Raw genomic sequence first — 16,238 nt, 5'->3', positions numbered from 1 at the left:
ATATGTTTATAAGACACACACATGGTCGCCCCGGCCGGCCCGGCCGGGGCGACCATGTCGGGCGGAAAGATCTGGGCGGCCAGGCGGCTGTCACCGTACTCGCGCAGCGCCACGATCAGACCGTCGCGGGTTTCGAAGAAGAACGCGAACGCGCAGGTCATCTCGGCGCCGTCGACGACCCCGGTGCCGTAGGCCTCCACCGCGACGTTCTCACCCTCGTTGATGCAGCCGAGCAGGTCGAGGTCGATCTCCACGATCTGTTGGCGGCGTTCCAGCAGCGCCCGGGAGGCCGCCTTGTCCAGGGTGTCGCCGGTGACGTTGCTCCAGTAGGTGAAGTCCTCGCTGAGCAGGGCGAACCCCTCGTCCAGGTCGCCGTCGCGGCAGGTGCACTGCAAAAACAGCCATGCCAGCCCGGCCTGCGGATCGTCGAAGGGGGTGGTCACCGCCTCATACTGGCGCGGATGCCCGACGCGGTCAATCACGCCCCGCGCGCCTAAGATCGGCGGCATCCTCACCAGCAGTGCGCGCACCGTCACCTTCGCCGACCCCATCGACCCGGCGGTCACCCTGGCGCCGCTGCGGCGCGGGCCCGCCGACCCGTGTTTCCGCCTCGACGCCGACGGCGCGATCTGGCGCACCAGCCGGCCCGCCAGCGGTCCGGTGACCGCGCGGATCACCCGGGCGGGCCCGGCCGCGGTGCACCTCACCGCGTGGGGCCCGGGGGCCGAGGAATTCCTCGACGGGGCCCCGGCGCTGCTCGGCGCCGACGACGACGTCACCGGGTTCACCCCGGCGCACCCCACCGTCGCCGCCGCGCACCGCCGGGTGCCGCACCTGAGGCTCTGCCGGACCGGCCGGGTGCTCGAGGCGCTGATCCCCGCGGTGCTCGAACAGCGAGTCCCCGGGCGCGACGCGTTCGCCGCATGGCGGCGCCTGCTCACCCGCTTCGGCGGCCCCGCCCCCGGCCCGGCACCGGCCGGGATGCGGGTCTTTCCCTCCGCGGCGACGTGGCGGCACATCCCGTCCTGGGAGTTCCACCGCGCCAACGTCGACCCGGGGCGCGCCCGCACGATCGTCGGCGCCGCTGCCCGGGCGGCCGGTCTGGAGCGGCTGACACAACGGCCGGTCACCGACGCGCACGGGGCGCTCACCGCGCTTCCCGGGATCGGGGTGTGGACCGCCGCCGAGACCGCGCAACGCGCCTTCGGTGATCCCGACGCCCTGTCGGTGGGGGACTACCACCTGGCGGCGACCGTGGGCTGGGCCCTGGTGGGCCGGCGCATCGACGACGCCGCGATGGTCGAAATGCTCGAACCGATGCGCCCGCACCGGCACCGGGTGGTGCGGTTACTCGCCGTCAGCGGGGTGGCGCGGCGGCCCCGCCGGGGCCCGCGACTGCCCGTGCAGGACATCCGGGCGCTCTAGCCGTGCTTGAGCCGCGCCCGCGGATGTGCCCACAATGCCGATCAGTGCGGCGTGATCTGCGAGGCGAAGAACATCACCACGGTGGCGATCATCAACACGCCCAACATGCCCAGCGTGAACATCCGGATGCCCCGAGCGTAGTTCGCGGGCTGTTCTTTCTGGTCTGACACGACGCCCTCCTCGGCTTTGCCGCCAGTATAGGCAGGGGCCCGCGCGCTGTTGTCCGCGGGACGTTCGGCGCGGTTCCCGCGGACAGCCCGACCTGCCTTTAGCGCCCTGAGCTGGGTGGACTCAACGTCGACGACGCTCGGGTCGGCGCTGTGGCACGATCGGGCGTTATGCCGCAGCGCCCACGTCGAGGCCCGGGCCGCCCGCCGGCGGCCGACGGCGCCGAGACCCGTGAGCGGATCGTCGCCACCGCGCGGGGTGTGTTCACCGACTTCGGCTACCGGGCCGCCACCTTCCAGGAGATCGCCGAACGGGCCGATCTGACCCGCTCGGCGATCAACCACTACTTCCCCAGCAAGAAGGTGCTGTTCCGGGAAGTGGTGGCCGCGACGACCACGATGTTCATGGCGACCGGCGGTGAACGCGCCATGGCCGAGCCGACGCTGCTGGCCAAGGTGGCGTCGTTCCTCGACTTCGCCTTGGAGTTGCACGCCCGCGAACCGGCGATCCCCGGCTTCATGGTGTTGACGATGATGTCGGCCCGACGCACCCCCGATCTGCTCACCGCCGAGAGCGACCTGCTGGAGTTGTTTCGCTGGTTCGTCACCCAGGCGGTCACCGATGCGGTCAGCTCCGGGGAGCTGCCCGCCGGCACCGACATCGCTGAGGCCGTGGAGCCGTTGGTGATGGTGTTCTGCGGGATGACCTTCTACGGCGGATTCGTCGCCGGCCACCGTCAGCTCGAGATCGTCACCGCGCAGCTCAAGGCCTGGTTCACGGCGCTGTGGGGTGGGACTCGATCGGGTTAACCGTCGGGAGCGGGTGTGCGGCGGCCAGGGGGTCGGCCAGGGGGCCGGCGGCCAGGGGGTCGGACAGGGTCTCGGCGGCCAGTGCGTCGGCGTCCAGGGCGCCGAGCATCTGGCTGTTGATCCAGGCCAGCGCCGCGTTGTCGCGGGGCAGCGTTGCCTGCTCGTAGCCGATGAGCGTGTACAGCGCCCACCCGGCGAACATGCGCGCCTGCTCGGGGTCGGCGAGGATCTCGGTGGCGGCGTCGTGAAGGGCCTCGAACCGGCCCTGGTCGATGCCGGACTGGATCGCCTTGACGTGCGGATCCAGCGCGCTCCACACCCGGATCGCGGCCTCCGTGCCGTGCTCGAAATCCAGGGCGGCGACCAGCATGACCTCGAGGCGTTCCCGGGGTTCGGGGTAGGCGGCGCGCACCGCGGCGCGGTGATCGGCGCGGCCGTTGGCCCAGTACGCCAGCAGCTCGGCGGTGTACACCGACCACTTGCTGAAGTAGTGATAGAAGGACCCGCTGGTCACGCCGAGTCGACGGCACACCTCGGCGAGTTTGAGCCCGCTGTACCCCAGGTCGGAGAGCACCTCGATGCCGGTGTCGAAGTACGACTCCCGGGACACGATCCGCGTCATAGCCGGAAGTCTATATTGTCCCCCCCGACAATATAAATATTTGCTTTGCCGACAAATATGCCTGTCAGCGGAAGCGCAACAAGCATGACTAGGATGGGCCGGTGCCCGCCGGTCGTCGAGGTCCCGGTCGTCCCCCCGCTGCCGATGGCGCGGAGACGCGTCAACGCATCGTCACCGTCGCGCGGGCGGTCTTCGGTGAACTCGGCTACACCGCCGCCACCTTCCAGGCGATCGCCACCCGCGCGGATCTGACCCGCTCGGCGATCAACCACTACTTCTCCAGTAAGCGGGTGTTGTTCCGCGAGGTGCTCACCCAGGCCAACGAGAAGCTCGTCGCCGCCGGCGCCGAGCATGCCGCCGAGAAGGCCACGCTGCTCGACAAGCTGTCGGTCTTCACCGGCGGGGCGGTGCAGATCGTGCGCGACGATCCGACCATGGGGGCGTTCATCGTCACCGCCATGCTCGAAGGTCAGCGGCACCGGGGTCTCATGCCCATCGAGGACAACCCGCTGTGGCAGGCCCGGACGTTTCTGAGCGCGGTGGTCACCGAGGCGATCGAGCGGGGTGAGCTGATCACCGAGGCCGACCCGGCCGAGCTGGTCGAGCTGCTGGTCGCCACCAACTGGGGGCTGGCGTTCTACGCCGGGTTCATCGGCACGCCCGCCGAACTGGAGACGGTCAACGGCCATCTGGAGTCGCTGTTCGCTAACCGGTTGTGGCGGATCCGCGAGATCCCCGACGCCGGGGAGTGACCCAGATCACAACGGCGCATAGCCTGCCTAACTACTCGGTAGGATGGCCGCCGACATCACCGACGGCGTGCTGCCGGCCGCGCGGACCAGCAGCATCACCCCCAGACCCCCGTCCAGAATCCCGCTTCAGAATCGAGGTAGCCCCCATGGGTGCACTGCGTAGCCACGACGACACCTGGGACATCGCCAGCAGTGTGGGCACCACCGCGGTGATGGTCGCCGCCGCCCGCGCGGTGGAGACCGACGCCGACGCCCCGCTGATCAGCGACCCCTACGCCAAGCTGTTGGTGTCGGGTGCGGGCACCGGGGTGTGGGAGATGCTGCTCGACGACACGACCGAGGCCAAGCTGGCCGCCGTCGACCCGGAGACCGCAGCGATCTTCCACCGCATGCGCGGCTACCAGGCGGTGCGCACCCGGTTCTTCGACGCGTATTTCCGCCAGGCCGCCGCCGCGGGCATCCGCCAGGTCGTGATCCTGGCCTCCGGGCTGGACTCGCGCGCCTATCGGCTGGACTGGCCGGCGGGCACCGTCGTCTACGAGATCGACCAGCCCAAGGTGCTCGACTACAAGACCACCACGCTCACCGAGGCGGGGGTGTCACCGGCTGCGGAGCGGCGCGCCGTCGCCTGCGACCTGCGCCAGGACTGGCCGGCGGCGCTGACGGCGGCCGGCTTCGATGCCGCCACCCCGACCGCATGGCTGGCGGAGGGCCTGTTGATGTATTTGCCCGCCGACGCCCAGGACCGACTGTTCGCCCAGATCACCGAGTTGAGCGCGCCGGGCAGCCGCATCGCCGCCGAGACCGCGGCCCATCAGCCCGAGGAGCGCCGCGAACAGATGCGGCTGCGGTTCCGCAGCGCGGCGGAGAAGATGGGCATGCCGACCCCGGTGGACTTCGCGGACCTGACCTACAACGACCCGGACCGGGCGGAGCTCGCCGGCTGGCTCGACGGCCACGGCTGGACGGCGACCGCACGCAGCTCCAAAGCGGAGATGCAGGAGCTGGGCCGCTGGATCGATTCGCCGCTGGATGACCCCGGCGCCGACGCGTTCTCGCAGTTCGTCACCGCGGTCCGTTAGCCGTGCCGCGACAGCGCCGGGGCGTCGGTGACGATGTCGGCGGCCAGCGGGGTGAGCAGCGCGACGATGTCGGAGATCTCCGCTGAGCCCACCCCGGCATCCTGGAACGCGGTGATCAGGTGCAGTGCCACCCGGTTGAAGTTGTCGATCGAGATGCCCCGCCCGCGGTGGGCCTGGCGGATCGACGGGCCGCTGTAGGGCAGCGGCCCGCCCATTGCGGCCGCCAAGAACTCGACCTGCTTGCTGGTCTGGCGACCCATGTGCACCCCGGCGAAAAACCCCGCCAGGGAATCGTCGGCCAACACCCGGGCGTAGAACTCCGGGACCACGGCCTCCAGGGTCTCGTGTCCGCCGATGCGGTCATACAGTGTGCTCATGGGTCTATTCGACGCCGCCGGTGGGTCACCGCAATGAGCACGGCGTTACGGCGTTGTTGCGATTCGCGGCGCCGCGTTACCGGCGTGCTGCCGGCCGCGGGCGGCGGGCTCGGGTGTTTGCGCCCGGGGGAGTTCGGTCGGCCCTAAACTGCGACCCGGCGGGACCGCCGCAATCGGCGCGTCGTATACAGAGCAGGTCGTATACCGAGCCGACAGCCAAATCGGCGTGCACCGGCGAACCGGCCGGCGCGCCACGCGTGAAAGGAACCTCATGCCCGGAGTGCAGGATCGTGTCGTCGTCGTCACCGGTGCCGGTGGTGGTCTGGGCCGCGACTACGCGCTGACCCTGGCGCGCGAGGGCGCCAGCGTGGTGGTCAACGACCTCGGGGGCGCGCGCGACGGCACCGGCGCCGGCCACAACATGGCCGACGAGGTGGTCGAGGAGATCAAGTCGGCCGGCGGTCGCGCGGTGGCCAACTACGACAGCGTGGCCACCGAGGAGGGGGCGGCCGCGATCATCGCGACCGCGATCGACGAGTTCGGCAAGGTCGACGGGGTGGTGTCCAACGCCGGCATCCTGCGCGACGGCACGTTCCACAAGATGACGTTCGAGAACTGGGACGCGGTGCTCAAGGTGCACCTCTACGGCGGCTACAACGTGGTGCGCGCCGCCTGGCCGCACTTCCGGGAGCAGAGCTTCGGCCGAGTGGTGGTGGCGACCTCCACCTCCGGGCTGTTCGGCAACTTCGGGCAGGCCAACTACGGCGCCGCCAAGCTCGGCCTGGTCGGCATGATCAACACGCTCGCCCAGGAGGGCGCCAAGTACAACATCAAGACCAACGCGATCGCCCCGATCGCGGCCACCCGGATGACCCAGGACATCCTGCCGCCGGAGGTGTTCGCCAAACTCACCCCGGAGTTCGTGGCGCCGGTGGTGGCCTACCTGTGCACCGAGGAGGTCGACGACACCGCCGCGGTGTTCATCGTCGGCGGCGGCAAGGTGCAACGGGTGGCGCTGTTCGGCAACGAGGGCACCACGTTCAACGACCCGCCGTCGGTCGACGACATCGCCGCCGCTTGGGAGCAGATCACCGACCTGTCGGCCGCCAAACGGGCGTCGTTCTCGCTGTAGCCGATCCTCAGATCCCGATCAGTCCGGTCAGGTCGCCGAGTACGGCCTGGGCGGCGTCGGCGATGACGAGGAACTCGAAACCGCCGGCCATGGTGGCCAGACCCACCGCACCGGCCAGCGGCAACCCGACGGCGTTGAGCAGATCGCCGTCCATCAGGTTGTCCAGCGACAGGTTGAGCAGGTAGGCGGGCATCGAGGTGACCAGCGCGTTGCCGATGTCGGCGGTGGGCAGCAGCGCCGCGTAGGCGTTGGCCGCCGCATCGGAGAGCGCGTTGACCGCGTTCGGCAGGAAGCTGGCGACGCTGCCCAGCGGGTCGGTGCCGGCCGCGCCGCCGGCTCCGCTGAGCAGATCCAGCGGGTTGAGGTCGGATAGGGAGATCCCCGACAGGGAGTTGACGAAGTTCTCCAGCCCGTCCTTGGTGCCGTCGACGAGGTTGCCGGGCAGCGCCTCAATGGCGCTCCATTGTGGGAACAGCCCGAACGGGGTGGCGACGTCCGCATAGGTGGTGGCGGCGAACGGGTTGTCGTAGCCGAGGTCGATCAGGACCTTCAGGTCCGGCTGCAGCAACTCGGCGATCGGGTTGCCGATCAGCGGGATCCCGCGCACCGGTTCCAGCAGCGGCAGGTCGGTGGTGGGCATCATGAAGTAGTTCGTGACCCCGGCGTAGCCGTCCGAGGTCGCCAGCTCGGTGAAGGCGTTGGCGGCGGTCTCCGGGTAGGTGCCGTGCACGTAGTAGATCCCGGCGAACGCGTTGAGGTCGGCGAGCACGTTGAGCGGGTATTTCGGGAAGTCGGCGAAGCCGTCGTATTGGATCGTGTAGATGTCGGTGGGATAGATGGTGTCCGCGGGGGTGGCGCCGTAGAAGTTCAGGCCCATGCTCGGGATGTTCAACCCGGCGAAGCGGCTCAGCAGCCCGCCGTTGGGGTTCATCGGGTTGCCCAGCAGGATGAAGTTGAGCTGATCGGCGTCCGGAGCGTCGGTCATGCCCGCCAGCTTCTCCATCTCCAGGGAGGCGATCACCGAGCTCTGCGAATACCCCAACACGCCGAGCGCGCCGTCGTCGCCGACCGGTCCGTTGGCCGCGAGGTCGGTGAGGATCTGATTGTGCAGGATCTCCACGCCGCGCTCCACCGAGGTGTTCAACGGCAGATCCTTGACCCCGGTCATCGGATACAGCCCCTCCGGGGTGACCAGGGCGTTGACGTTGCAGCCGTCGATGCAGGGGGTTTGCGGTGCGTGGAGACTGCCAAAGCTCGGTTGCAGGTAGTTGTGGAACACCATCTGCATGTATTGGCCGTCTTTGCCCAGCCAGGGGATCGGGGTGCCGCTGCCGGCCATCACCTCGGCGTAGGAAACGTCCGCGTCATGGAGTATGGGCCCCGGGTCACCGAGGCCCGCCAGCACCACCTCCGCCCACACCGATCGCGGCCCCGCCGCAACGGGGGTGGCGAGCGCGACCGCCCCGCCGAGCAGGGCGGTGCCGAGCAGCGCGAGCAGCGTCGTGCCCATCGACCGGATGTGATGACCCATCATGGCGACCTCCCTGGGGCGGCGGCAGGAGCGGACTTGATGTGAGAATCTACGCCTACTCTTAGCTAAATATCAGGATTTACAGCCGATGGCGGAGGATCCGGGCGTCGCTGGACGGCTGACCCCGCTGAAACTCACGTTTGCGTGCGGTTTTGGCCGCGAAAGCGACAGAAACGTGCGGCTCAATGTCTCAGGGTCGAACATTGCGGCCCCACCGACCCCGCCGGCCCCACAGGACTCACAAGACCCACTCAGCGCAGCAGCGCGGCGCGCAGACGTTCCAGGTCGGCGTCGGTGACCTCCGCGGCGCGCAGAAAGCCCGACAGCGAACCGTACTCGCTGTCGATGGTGGCGAACGCCGCCGCCAGATACTCCTCGCGCACCCCGAGCACCTGGTCGGTGAGGCGCGCCTCGGTGAACGTCGCCACCTCCTCGGTGAGTCCCGCCTCGGCTCGGGCGGCGATCATCTCCTGGATCGCCGCGCGCAACTGCGCCACCGCGGTGTTGCTGGCGGTGTAGTCGGCGAGCACCGCATCGCGGTCCACCCCGACCGCGCTCAGCGTCACCGCCACCGTGAACCCGGTGCGGTCCTTGCCGGCGAAACAGTGCGCCAGCACGGTCTGCCCCGACCCCAGCAGCGTGATCACCTGCCGCACCGCGCGCCGCGCGCCGCTGAGCACCGGGAACCCCCGGTACTCGGAGGTCATGTACCGTGCGGCGGCCGCCTCCACCGGTTCGTCGTCGGGCTTGTGGGCCATCATCTGCTGCCACGCCTGCTCGTGGGGGGCCTCGGCGCCCTGATCGCCGTCGCCGCCGCCGGCGCCCAGGTCCGGAAACGGCAGCAGGTGGATGTCCACCCCGTCGGGGACCCGGCCCGGGCCGCGGCGGGCCACCTCCCGCGGGGAGCGCAGGTCGGCGACGTCGGTGACCGCCAGCCGGCTCAGCTCGGCGCGCCCGCCGTCGGTCAGCCGGCTCAGCTCCCCGGAGCGCAGCAGCCGGCCCGCCTGCAGGTCGGCGACGACGTCGGCGACGTCGCGGAAGTTCCAGGCACCGTCGAGCCTGCGGGCTGCGGTGGGCATTTAGGTCACCGCAGCCGCGAGGGCGCTCTTGTCCGCACCGAGTTCGGCGCGCGCGATCGAGCGCAAATGCACCTCGTCGGGGCCGTCGAAGAGCCGCATCGCCCGGTGCCAGCCGTACAGCCGTGCCAGCGGGAAGTCGTCGGACACCCCGGCCGCGCCGTGCACCTGGATCGCGCGGTCGAGCACAGTGCACGCCATCTGCGGGGCGACGGCCTTGATCTGGGCGACCAGAACGCGGGCCTCCTTGTTTCCGTGCTGGTCGATCGTCCAGGCGGCCTTCTCGCACAGCAGCCGGGCCTGGTCGATCTCGTTGCGCGACACCGCGATCTGCTGCTGCACCACACCCTGCTCGGCCAGCGGCTTGCCGAATGCGATGCGGGTGCGGGCCCGTTCGGTCATCAGCGCCAACGCCCGCTCGGCCACCCCGATCGCGCGCATGCAGTGGTGGATGCGCCCCGGGCCGAGGCGGGCCTGGGCGATCGCGAAGCCCGACCCCTCCTCGCCGAGCAGGTTCGCCGCCGGCACCCGCACGTTGTCGTAGACGATCTCGCAGTGGCCGTGCTGGTCCTGCCAGCCGAACACCGGGGTGGAGCGCACGATCGTCACCCCGGGGGTGTCGGTGGGCACCAGGATCATCGACTGCTGCTGGTGCGGGGCGGCGTCGGGGTTGGTGCGGCCCATCACGATGAGGATCTTGCAGCGCGGGTCCGCCGCCCCCGAGGTCCACCATTTGCGGCCGTTGATGACGTACTCGTCGCCGTCGCGGGCGATGGTGGTCTCGATGTTGCGGGCATCGCTGGAGGCCACCGCCGGCTCGGTCATCGAGAACGCGCTGCGGATCGTCCCGTCCAGCAGCGGCTGCAGCCAGGCGGCGCGCTGCTCCTCGGTGGCGAACAGGTGCAGGGTCTCCATGTTGCCGGTGTCGGGGGCGGCGCAGTTGAGCACCTCCGGCCCGATGTCCATGCTCCACCCCGACAGCTCCGCCAGCGGGGCGTACTCGAGGTTGGTCAGCCCCGACTCGGCCGGCAGGAACAGATTCCACAGCCCGAGGTCCTTGGCGGTGGCCTTCAGCTCCTCGATGACCGGCGGGACGGTGAAGTCGTCGGGCCCGGCCTCCCGGCGGTACTGCTCATAGGCCGGCTCGGCCGGGATCACGTGCTCGACCATGAAGTCGGTGAGCCGCCGGTGGTAGTCGGCGCCCGTGGCCGACATCGCGAAGTCCATGCCGCCACGATAGGACACCGCGCGTGGCGGAATCCACCTACCGGTTGGTCAGTCCGCGGGCGATGACGAGGCGCTGGATCTGGTTGGTGCCCTCGAAGATCTGGGTGATCTTCGCTTCCCGCATGTAGCGCTCCACCCGGTAGTCACGGGTGTAGCCGACACCGCCGAGCACCTGCACCGCGTCGGTGGTCACCTTCATCGCCGCGTCGGTGGCGATGAGTTTTGCCACACTGGCCTGCTGGGAGTACGGCCGGCCCGCGTCGCGGCGCCGCGCCGCATCGAGATAGGTGGCCCGCGCACTGGCCACCGCCGCGGCCATGTCGGCCAGCACGAACCCCAGCCCCTGGTGGTCGATGATCGCCCGGCCGAACGTGGTGCGCTCGTTGGCGTAGGCGGTGGCCTCCTCCAGCGCCGCCTGGGCGATGCCGACCGCCACCGCGGCGATACCGAGTCGCCCGGAGTCCAGCGCGGAGAACGCGATCGACAGGCCCTGGCCCTCGTCGCCGATCAGCCGGTCGGCGTCGATGCGGGCGTCGTCGTAGAACGCCGAGGTGGTCGGCACCGCGGAGAGCCCCATCTTGTCCTCCGGGGCGCCGAAGCTGAGGCCCTCGAGGTCACCGGGCACCAGGAAACACGAGATGCCGCGGGAGCCCTCCCCGGTGCGGGCGAACAGCGTGTAGAAGTCGGCCACCCCGCCGTGGGTGATCCAGGATTTGGAGCCGGTGATCCGGTAGCCGTCGCCGTCGCGCACCGCCGCACAGCGCAGCGCCGCGGCATCCGAGCCGGCCTGCGGTTCGGACAGGCTGTAGGCGCCGATCAGGGTGCCGGAGAGCATGTCGGGCAGCCAGCGCCGTCGCTGGTCGTCGGTGCCGAACTCCAGCAGTGGGTGGCACGCCAAGCTGTTGACGCTGACCGCGACCGCCACCGCCGCCCACCGTGCGGCGATCTCCTCGAGCACCTGCAGGTACACCTGATAGGGCTGGCCGGCGCCGCCCCACTCGACCGGCTGCGGCAGGCTGAGCAGCCCGGCGGCCCCCAACTGGGCGAACACCCCGTCGGGATAGGTCTCGGATTTCTCGTGCGAGTCGACGATCGGCGCGAGGACTTTGTCGGCGATCTCGCGGGTCAACGCCAGCAGGTCGTCGGCCTCCGAGCTGGGCAGGAGCCGGTCGACGGTCATATCCGCACTGTAGTGCCCCGCGGCCGCCAGATTCCCAGCATTGTCCCAGCACCGGTTAGGGTGTCTGAGCACGCGGTCGCCCGAAGCGGCCCGCATGTGGCAGAACGACGTAGCGGAACGACGCAACGGAAAGTAGACACACGCGCCATGACAGATACGCAGACTGCGTCCCTGACGGTCGGGGTCGTCGCCGAATCCGGCGCCGACGAACGCCGGGTCGCGCTGGTGCCCAAGGCGGTGGCTCCGCTGGTCAAATCGGGTGTCGGCGTGGTGGTCGAGTCCGGTGCCGGTGAGCGGGCCCTGCTGCCCGACGCGCTGTACACCGAGGCCGGCGCCACCATCGGTGACGCCTGGGCCGCCGACATCGTGGTCAAGGTCGCCCCGCCGACCGCCGATGAGGTCGCCAAGCTGAACTCCGGGCAGACCCTGATCGGGTTCCTCGCCCCGCGCAGCCAGGACAACCAGATCGCCGCGCTGAAAAGCGCCGGCGTGCAGGCGTTCGCCCTGGAGGCGATCCCGCGGATCTCCCGCGCCCAGGTGATGGACGCGCTGTCCTCGCAGGGCAACGTCTCCGGCTACAAGGCGGTGCTGGTCGCCGCGATGGAGTCCACCCGGTTCTTCCCGATGCTGACCACCGCCGCCGGCACCGTGAAACCGGCGACGGTGCTGGTCCTCGGTGTCGGGGTGGCCGGCCTGCAGGCGCTGGCCACCGCCAAACGCCTCGGCGGGCGCACCACCGGCTACGACGTGCGCCCGGAGGTCGCCGACCAGGTGCGCTCGGTGGGCGCGCAGTGGCTGGACCTGGGGATCGACGCGGCCGGGGAGGGCGGCTACGCCCGCGAGCTCACCGACGAGGAACGCGCCACCCAGCAGCAGAAGCTGGAGGAGGCGATCACCGGCTTCGACGTGGTGATCACCACCGCGCTGGTGCCGGGGCGGCCGGCCCCGAAGCTGGTCACCGCCGCCGCGGTGGAGGGCATGCGCCCCGGCAGCGTGGTCGTCGACCTGGCCGGGGAGACCGGCGGCAACTGCGAGCTCACCGAACCGGGCCAGACCGTGGTCAAACACGACGTGACGATCGCCTCGCCGCTGAACCTGCCGGCGACCATGCCCGAACACGCCAGCGAGCTGTACAGCAAAAACATCACGGCGCTGCTGGATCTGTTGATCACCCGCTCCGACGAGGACGGGGTCTCGTTGGCCCCCGACTTCGACGACGAGGTGCTCGCGGATTCCTGCGTGACCCGAGAGGACGGCTAGATGTACGACGAACTACTCGCGAACATCGCGATCCTGGTGCTCTCCGGGTTCGTGGGGTTCGCGGTCATCTCGAAGGTGCCCAACACCTTGCACACCCCGCTGATGTCGGGGACCAACGCGATCCACGGGATCGTGGTGCTCGGCGCACTGGTGGTGTTCGGCCGGGTGGAGAACCCCTCCCTGGCCCAGCAGATCATCCTGTTCGTCGCGGTGGTGTTCGGCACGCTCAACGTCATCGGCGGGTTCATCGTCACCGACCGGATGTTGGGCATGTTCAAGACCAAAAAGCCCGGCACTGACGCCGCCGACGCGGGGGCCGCCCGATGAACAACCTGATCACGATCCTCTACATCATCTCGTTCTCACTGTTCATCTACGGCTTGATGGGCCTGACCGGCCCGAAGACCGCGGTGCGCGGCAACCAGATCGCCGCGGTCGGTATGGCCCTGGCGGTGGGCACCACGCTGCTCAACGTGCACCACAACTGGCTGCTGATTGTCGCCGGGCTCGTCGTCGGTGTCGCCCTCGGTGTGCCGCCGGCGAAGTTCACCAAGATGACCGCGATGCCGCAGCTGGTGGCGTTCTTCAACGGTGTCGGCGGTGGCACGGTCGCGTTGATCGCGCTCAGCGAGTTCATCGAGACCGACGGCTTCACCGTGTTCGGCCACGACTCCGGGCCGACCGTGCACATCATGGTGGCCTCACTGCTGGCCGCGGTGATCGGGTCGATCTCGTTCTGGGGCTCGGTGATCGCGTTCGCGAAACTGCAGGAGCTCATCGACGGCAAACCGATCGGGGTGGGCCGCGCCCAGCAGCCGCTGAACCTGCTGCTGGCCGCCGGCTCGGTGGCGATCGCGGTCTACATCGGCGTCGGTGCGGCCGACGGCGGGCTCAGCGTCTGGTGGATGGTCGGGCTGCTGGCCGTCTCGGCGGTGCTGGGCCTGATGGTGGTGCTGCCGATCGGTGGCGCCGACATGCCGGTGGTGATCGCGCTGCTCAACGCGTTGACCGGGCTCTCGGCCGCCGCGGCGGGGCTGGCACTGAACAACACCGCGATGATCGCGGCCGGCATGATCGTCGGGGCGTCCGGATCGATCCTGACCAACCTGATGGCCAAGGCGATGAACCGGTCCATCCCGGCGATCGTGGCCGGCGGGTTCGGCGGCGGCGGCGTGGCCGCCGGTGGCGGCGACGACGGCGACAAGCACGTCACGTCCACCTCGGCCGCCGACGCCGCCATCCAGATGGCCTACGCCAACCAGGTGATCGTGGTGCCCGGCTACGGGCTCGCGGTCGCCCAGGCCCAGCACGCGGTGAAGGACATGGCCAGCCTGCTGGAGGCCAAGGGCGTGACGGTGAAGTTCGCCATCCACCCGGTGGCCGGCCGGATGCCCGGACACATGAACGTGCTGCTGGCCGAGGCCGAGGTCGACTACGACGCGATGAAGGACATGGACGACATCAACGACGAGTTCGCTCGCACCGATGTGGCCATCGTCATCGGCGCCAACGACGTCACCAACCCGGCGGCCCGCGACGACGCCTCCAGCCCGATCTACGGGATGCCGGTGCTCAACGTGGACCAGGCCAAGAGCGTGATCGTGCTCAAGCGGTCGATGAACTCCGGGTTCGCCGGGATCGACAACCCGCTGTTCTACGCCGAGGGCACCAGCCTGCTGTTCGGCGACGCCAAGAAGTCGGTCTCCGAGGTGATCGAGGAACTCAAGGCGCTCTAGCCGCCGACACCGTCAACGGCGCCCCGACCGGCACGCAGCCGGCAGGGCGCCGTTGACGTCAGTGGATCGTGCGGACAGCGATCGTGGGGGAAAGGGCGGGAGGCCGGCTCACACCGGCGGGTAGGCCGGGGGCGGGTAGCCGCCGCCGGGCCCGGAGATGCCGCGCAGGCCCCAGGCGAACCAGCCCAGCGTGTACTCGATCTCGTCGGATCCGTCGTAGTCGGGGTCCATCGGTCCCACCTCCTGTGCTGGTGCTCTGGTCTTAGTCTAACCGGGCCGTCCAGAGCCCTGCCCGTCCAGAGCTATTTTGCCCCGCGCCGCCCGACGGGGGGCGCCGGTTGCCTACACTGACCCAGACTGTCCAACCGGTTGTTTGATACACCGGATCGTTTCGGCCCGCGATAGCGAGAACCATGCCCTCCGACACCCCCACCGCCAACGGCCTGAGCCGCCGTGAAGAACTGCTGGCGGTGGCCACCAGACTGTTCGCCGCCCGCGGCTACCACGGCACCCGGATGGACGACGTCGCCGACGCGATCGGGCTGAACAAGGCCACCGTCTACCACTACTACGCCAGCAAGTCGCTGATCCTCTACGACATCTACCAGCAGGCCGCCGAACGCACCCTGGCCGCCGTCCACGACGACCCGTCGTGGACCGCCCGCGAAGCCCTCTACCAGTACACGGTGCGGCTGCTCATTCAGATCGCGGCGAACCTCGAGGGCGCGGCGGTCTACTTCCAGGAACAGCCCTACATCGCCGAATGGTTCACCGCCGAGCAGGTCGGCACCATCCGCGAGCAGGAGGTGAAGGTCTACGAGCACGTGCACGGGCTGATCGACCGCGGCATCGCCAGCGGCGAGTTCTACCCGTGCGACTCGCACGTGTTGGCGCTGGGCTACATCGGGATGACGTTGAGCTCCTACCGGTGGCTGCGGCCCGGCGGGCGCAGCAGCGCCGAGGAGATCGCCGCGGAGTTCTCCACCGCCCTGCTGCGCGGCCTGATCCGCGACGCGACGGTGCGGGACCGCAGCCCGCTCGGCCACCCCGACGAGAAGGGCTGAGGCGATGACCGGCAGCGACACGTTGTTCCGCCTCGACGGCAAGACCGCGGTGGTCACCGGTGGCAGTCGCGGCATCGGGGCGATGATCGCCCGCGGCCTGCTGCAGGCCGGGGCCCGGGTGTACGTGTGCAGCAGGCGGGAGGCCGAACTGCGCGAGACCGCCGAGGCGTTGGCCGCCGACGGCCCGGTCACCGCGATCCCCGCCGACCTGAGCACCGCCGACGGGGTGGCCGCACTGCACGCCGAGCTGGCCCGCCACGAAGACGCCCTGCACCTTCTGGTCAACAACGCCGGCGCCACCTGGGGTGCGCCGCTGGCGCAGTTCCCCGAATCCGGCATCGACAAAGTGCTCGACCTGAACGTCAAAGGGGTGCTGCTACTCACCCAGGCGCTGCTGGGGATGCTGGCCGCCGGCGCCACCGCCGAAGACCCCGCGCGGGTGATCAACATCGGCAGCATCGACGGGCTGCGCGCCCCGGCGCCGGGGATGAACAACTTCTCCTACAGTGCCAGCAAGGCCGCGGTGCACCAGCTCACCCGGCACCTGGCCGCCGAGTTGGCTCCGCAGATCCTGGTGAACGCGATCGCCCCGGGGTTCTTCCCGTCGAAGATGACCAAACATCTGCTCACCGACGGCGGTGACGCGGTGGCCGCCGGGGTGCCGCTGGGCCGCATCGGCCGCCCCGACGACATCGCCGGGGCGGCAGTGTTTTTGGCCAGCCGGGCCGGCGCCTACGTCACCGGGGCGGTCCTGCCGGTCGACGGCGGGGTCGCCACGACACGCTAAGAGGCCGGCC

General features: G+C 69.9%; 19 protein-coding genes. 10 read left to right on the top strand and 9 right to left on the bottom strand.

From position 1 onward, the window contains the following. A partial coding sequence (locus B8W67_RS11215) for a nuclear transport factor 2 family protein (RefSeq protein ID WP_085304035.1) occupies positions 1-443 on the bottom strand: 443 nt, incomplete at its 3' end. 64 nt (positions 444-507) lie between these two features. On the opposite strand from B8W67_RS11215, the gene B8W67_RS11210 reads away from it, so the two are divergent. Continuing rightward, the gene (locus tag B8W67_RS11210) at positions 508-1,425 is read left to right on the top strand and encodes a DNA-3-methyladenine glycosylase family protein (RefSeq protein WP_085304052.1); all 918 of its coding nucleotides are present in this window, start codon (positions 508-510) and stop codon (positions 1,423-1,425) included. Between the two features lie 41 nt (positions 1,426-1,466). Here B8W67_RS11210 and B8W67_RS21520 read toward each other — a convergent pair whose 3' ends face one another. Then, positions 1,467-1,595 (bottom strand): hypothetical protein, encoded by a 129-nt coding sequence (locus B8W67_RS21520; protein WP_264033486.1) that lies wholly within the window; start codon positions 1,593-1,595, stop codon positions 1,467-1,469. 168 nt (positions 1,596-1,763) lie between these two features. Here B8W67_RS21520 and B8W67_RS11205 point away from each other — a divergent pair, with 168 nt between their 5' ends. After that, on the top strand, positions 1,764-2,402 hold the full coding sequence (locus B8W67_RS11205) for a TetR/AcrR family transcriptional regulator (RefSeq protein WP_069393268.1): 639 nt from the start codon (positions 1,764-1,766) through the stop codon (positions 2,400-2,402). On the opposite strand, the gene B8W67_RS11200 is transcribed toward B8W67_RS11205, so the two are convergent. Further along, a complete protein-coding gene (locus tag B8W67_RS11200) occupies positions 2,368-3,024 on the bottom strand; it encodes a TetR/AcrR family transcriptional regulator (RefSeq protein WP_085304033.1) in 657 nt (218 codons plus the stop codon). The genes B8W67_RS11205 and B8W67_RS11200 overlap by 35 nt on opposite strands. A 101-nt stretch (positions 3,025-3,125) precedes the next feature. Between B8W67_RS11200 and B8W67_RS11195 the strand changes: the two genes are divergently transcribed. After that, positions 3,126-3,776 (top strand): TetR/AcrR family transcriptional regulator, encoded by a 651-nt coding sequence (locus B8W67_RS11195; protein WP_085304031.1) that lies wholly within the window; start codon positions 3,126-3,128, stop codon positions 3,774-3,776. Between the two features lie 146 nt (positions 3,777-3,922). Then, a complete protein-coding gene (locus B8W67_RS11190; RefSeq protein WP_085304029.1) occupies positions 3,923-4,858 on the top strand; it encodes a class I SAM-dependent methyltransferase in 936 nt (311 codons plus the stop codon). Here the strand turns inward: B8W67_RS11190 and B8W67_RS11185 are convergent. Further along, entirely contained in the window at positions 4,855-5,235 is a 381-nt protein-coding gene (locus tag B8W67_RS11185; protein ID WP_069393264.1) for a group I truncated hemoglobin, read from the bottom strand. The genes B8W67_RS11190 and B8W67_RS11185 overlap by 4 nt on opposite strands. 271 nt (positions 5,236-5,506) lie before the next feature. On the opposite strand from B8W67_RS11185, the gene B8W67_RS11180 reads away from it, so the two are divergent. Continuing rightward, entirely contained in the window at positions 5,507-6,367 is an 861-nt protein-coding gene (locus B8W67_RS11180; RefSeq protein ID WP_085304027.1) for an SDR family NAD(P)-dependent oxidoreductase, read from the top strand. Positions 6,368-6,374: 7 nt separating this feature from the next. Here the strand turns inward: B8W67_RS11180 and B8W67_RS11175 are convergent, their stop codons facing one another. The 4 genes from B8W67_RS11175 to B8W67_RS11160 all read right to left on the bottom strand — a co-directional run bounded on the left by B8W67_RS11175 (position 6,375) and on the right by B8W67_RS11160 (position 11,381). Next, positions 6,375-7,901: a PE-PPE domain-containing protein gene (locus B8W67_RS11175; protein WP_085304026.1), complete on the bottom strand. Its 1,527-nt coding sequence runs from the start codon at positions 7,899-7,901 to the stop codon at positions 6,375-6,377. A gap of 248 nt (positions 7,902-8,149) precedes the next feature. After that, on the bottom strand, positions 8,150-8,977 hold the full coding sequence (locus B8W67_RS11170) for a tyrosine-protein phosphatase (protein WP_085304024.1): 828 nt from the start codon (positions 8,975-8,977) through the stop codon (positions 8,150-8,152). Beyond that, positions 8,978-10,201: an acyl-CoA dehydrogenase family protein gene (locus B8W67_RS11165; RefSeq protein WP_085304022.1), complete on the bottom strand. Its 1,224-nt coding sequence runs from the start codon at positions 10,199-10,201 to the stop codon at positions 8,978-8,980. Between the two features lie 37 nt (positions 10,202-10,238). Beyond that, entirely contained in the window at positions 10,239-11,381 is a 1,143-nt protein-coding gene (locus tag B8W67_RS11160) for an acyl-CoA dehydrogenase family protein (RefSeq protein ID WP_085304020.1), read from the bottom strand. Between the two features lie 147 nt (positions 11,382-11,528). Between B8W67_RS11160 and B8W67_RS11155 the strand changes: the two genes are divergently transcribed. Genes B8W67_RS11155 through B8W67_RS11145 form a run of 3 tightly spaced genes read left to right on the top strand, consistent with a single transcriptional unit; the run spans position 11,529 to position 14,377 of the window. After that, complete coding sequence (locus tag B8W67_RS11155; protein ID WP_085304018.1) at positions 11,529-12,641, top strand: Re/Si-specific NAD(P)(+) transhydrogenase subunit alpha; 1,113 nt, start codon at positions 11,529-11,531, stop codon at positions 12,639-12,641. Further along, entirely contained in the window at positions 12,642-12,968 is a 327-nt protein-coding gene (locus tag B8W67_RS11150; protein ID WP_069393258.1) for an NAD(P) transhydrogenase subunit alpha part 2, read from the top strand. It begins immediately after the preceding gene. After that, positions 12,965-14,377, top strand: a complete 1,413-nt coding sequence (locus B8W67_RS11145; protein ID WP_069393257.1) for an NAD(P)(+) transhydrogenase (Re/Si-specific) subunit beta — start codon at positions 12,965-12,967, stop codon at positions 14,375-14,377. The genes B8W67_RS11150 and B8W67_RS11145 overlap by 4 nt, the downstream gene beginning before the upstream one ends. A 108-nt stretch (positions 14,378-14,485) precedes the next feature. Here the strand turns inward: B8W67_RS11145 and B8W67_RS21295 are convergent, their stop codons facing one another. Further along, the gene (locus B8W67_RS21295) at positions 14,486-14,608 is read right to left on the bottom strand and encodes a hypothetical protein (protein ID WP_109470183.1); all 123 of its coding nucleotides are present in this window, start codon (positions 14,606-14,608) and stop codon (positions 14,486-14,488) included. Between the two features lie 182 nt (positions 14,609-14,790). Here B8W67_RS21295 and B8W67_RS11140 point away from each other — a divergent pair, with 182 nt between their 5' ends. Beyond that, entirely contained in the window at positions 14,791-15,441 is a 651-nt protein-coding gene (locus B8W67_RS11140) for a TetR/AcrR family transcriptional regulator (RefSeq protein WP_085304017.1), read from the top strand. Positions 15,442-15,445: 4 nt separating this feature from the next. Next, positions 15,446-16,228 carry an SDR family oxidoreductase gene (locus tag B8W67_RS11135; protein ID WP_085304016.1) on the top strand — a complete coding sequence of 261 codons (783 nt, stop codon included), beginning with the start codon at positions 15,446-15,448 and terminating at the stop codon, positions 16,226-16,228. The last annotated feature ends 10 nt before the right edge of the window (positions 16,229-16,238 follow it).

Origin of the sequence: Mycolicibacillus koreensis (genome assembly GCF_002104795.1) — a bacterium.
Lineage (GTDB): Bacteria > Actinomycetota > Actinomycetes > Mycobacteriales > Mycobacteriaceae > Mycobacterium > Mycobacterium koreense.
The sequence above is the reverse complement of the archived record's forward strand: the minus strand, read 5'-3'. Positions and strand labels throughout refer to the sequence as shown.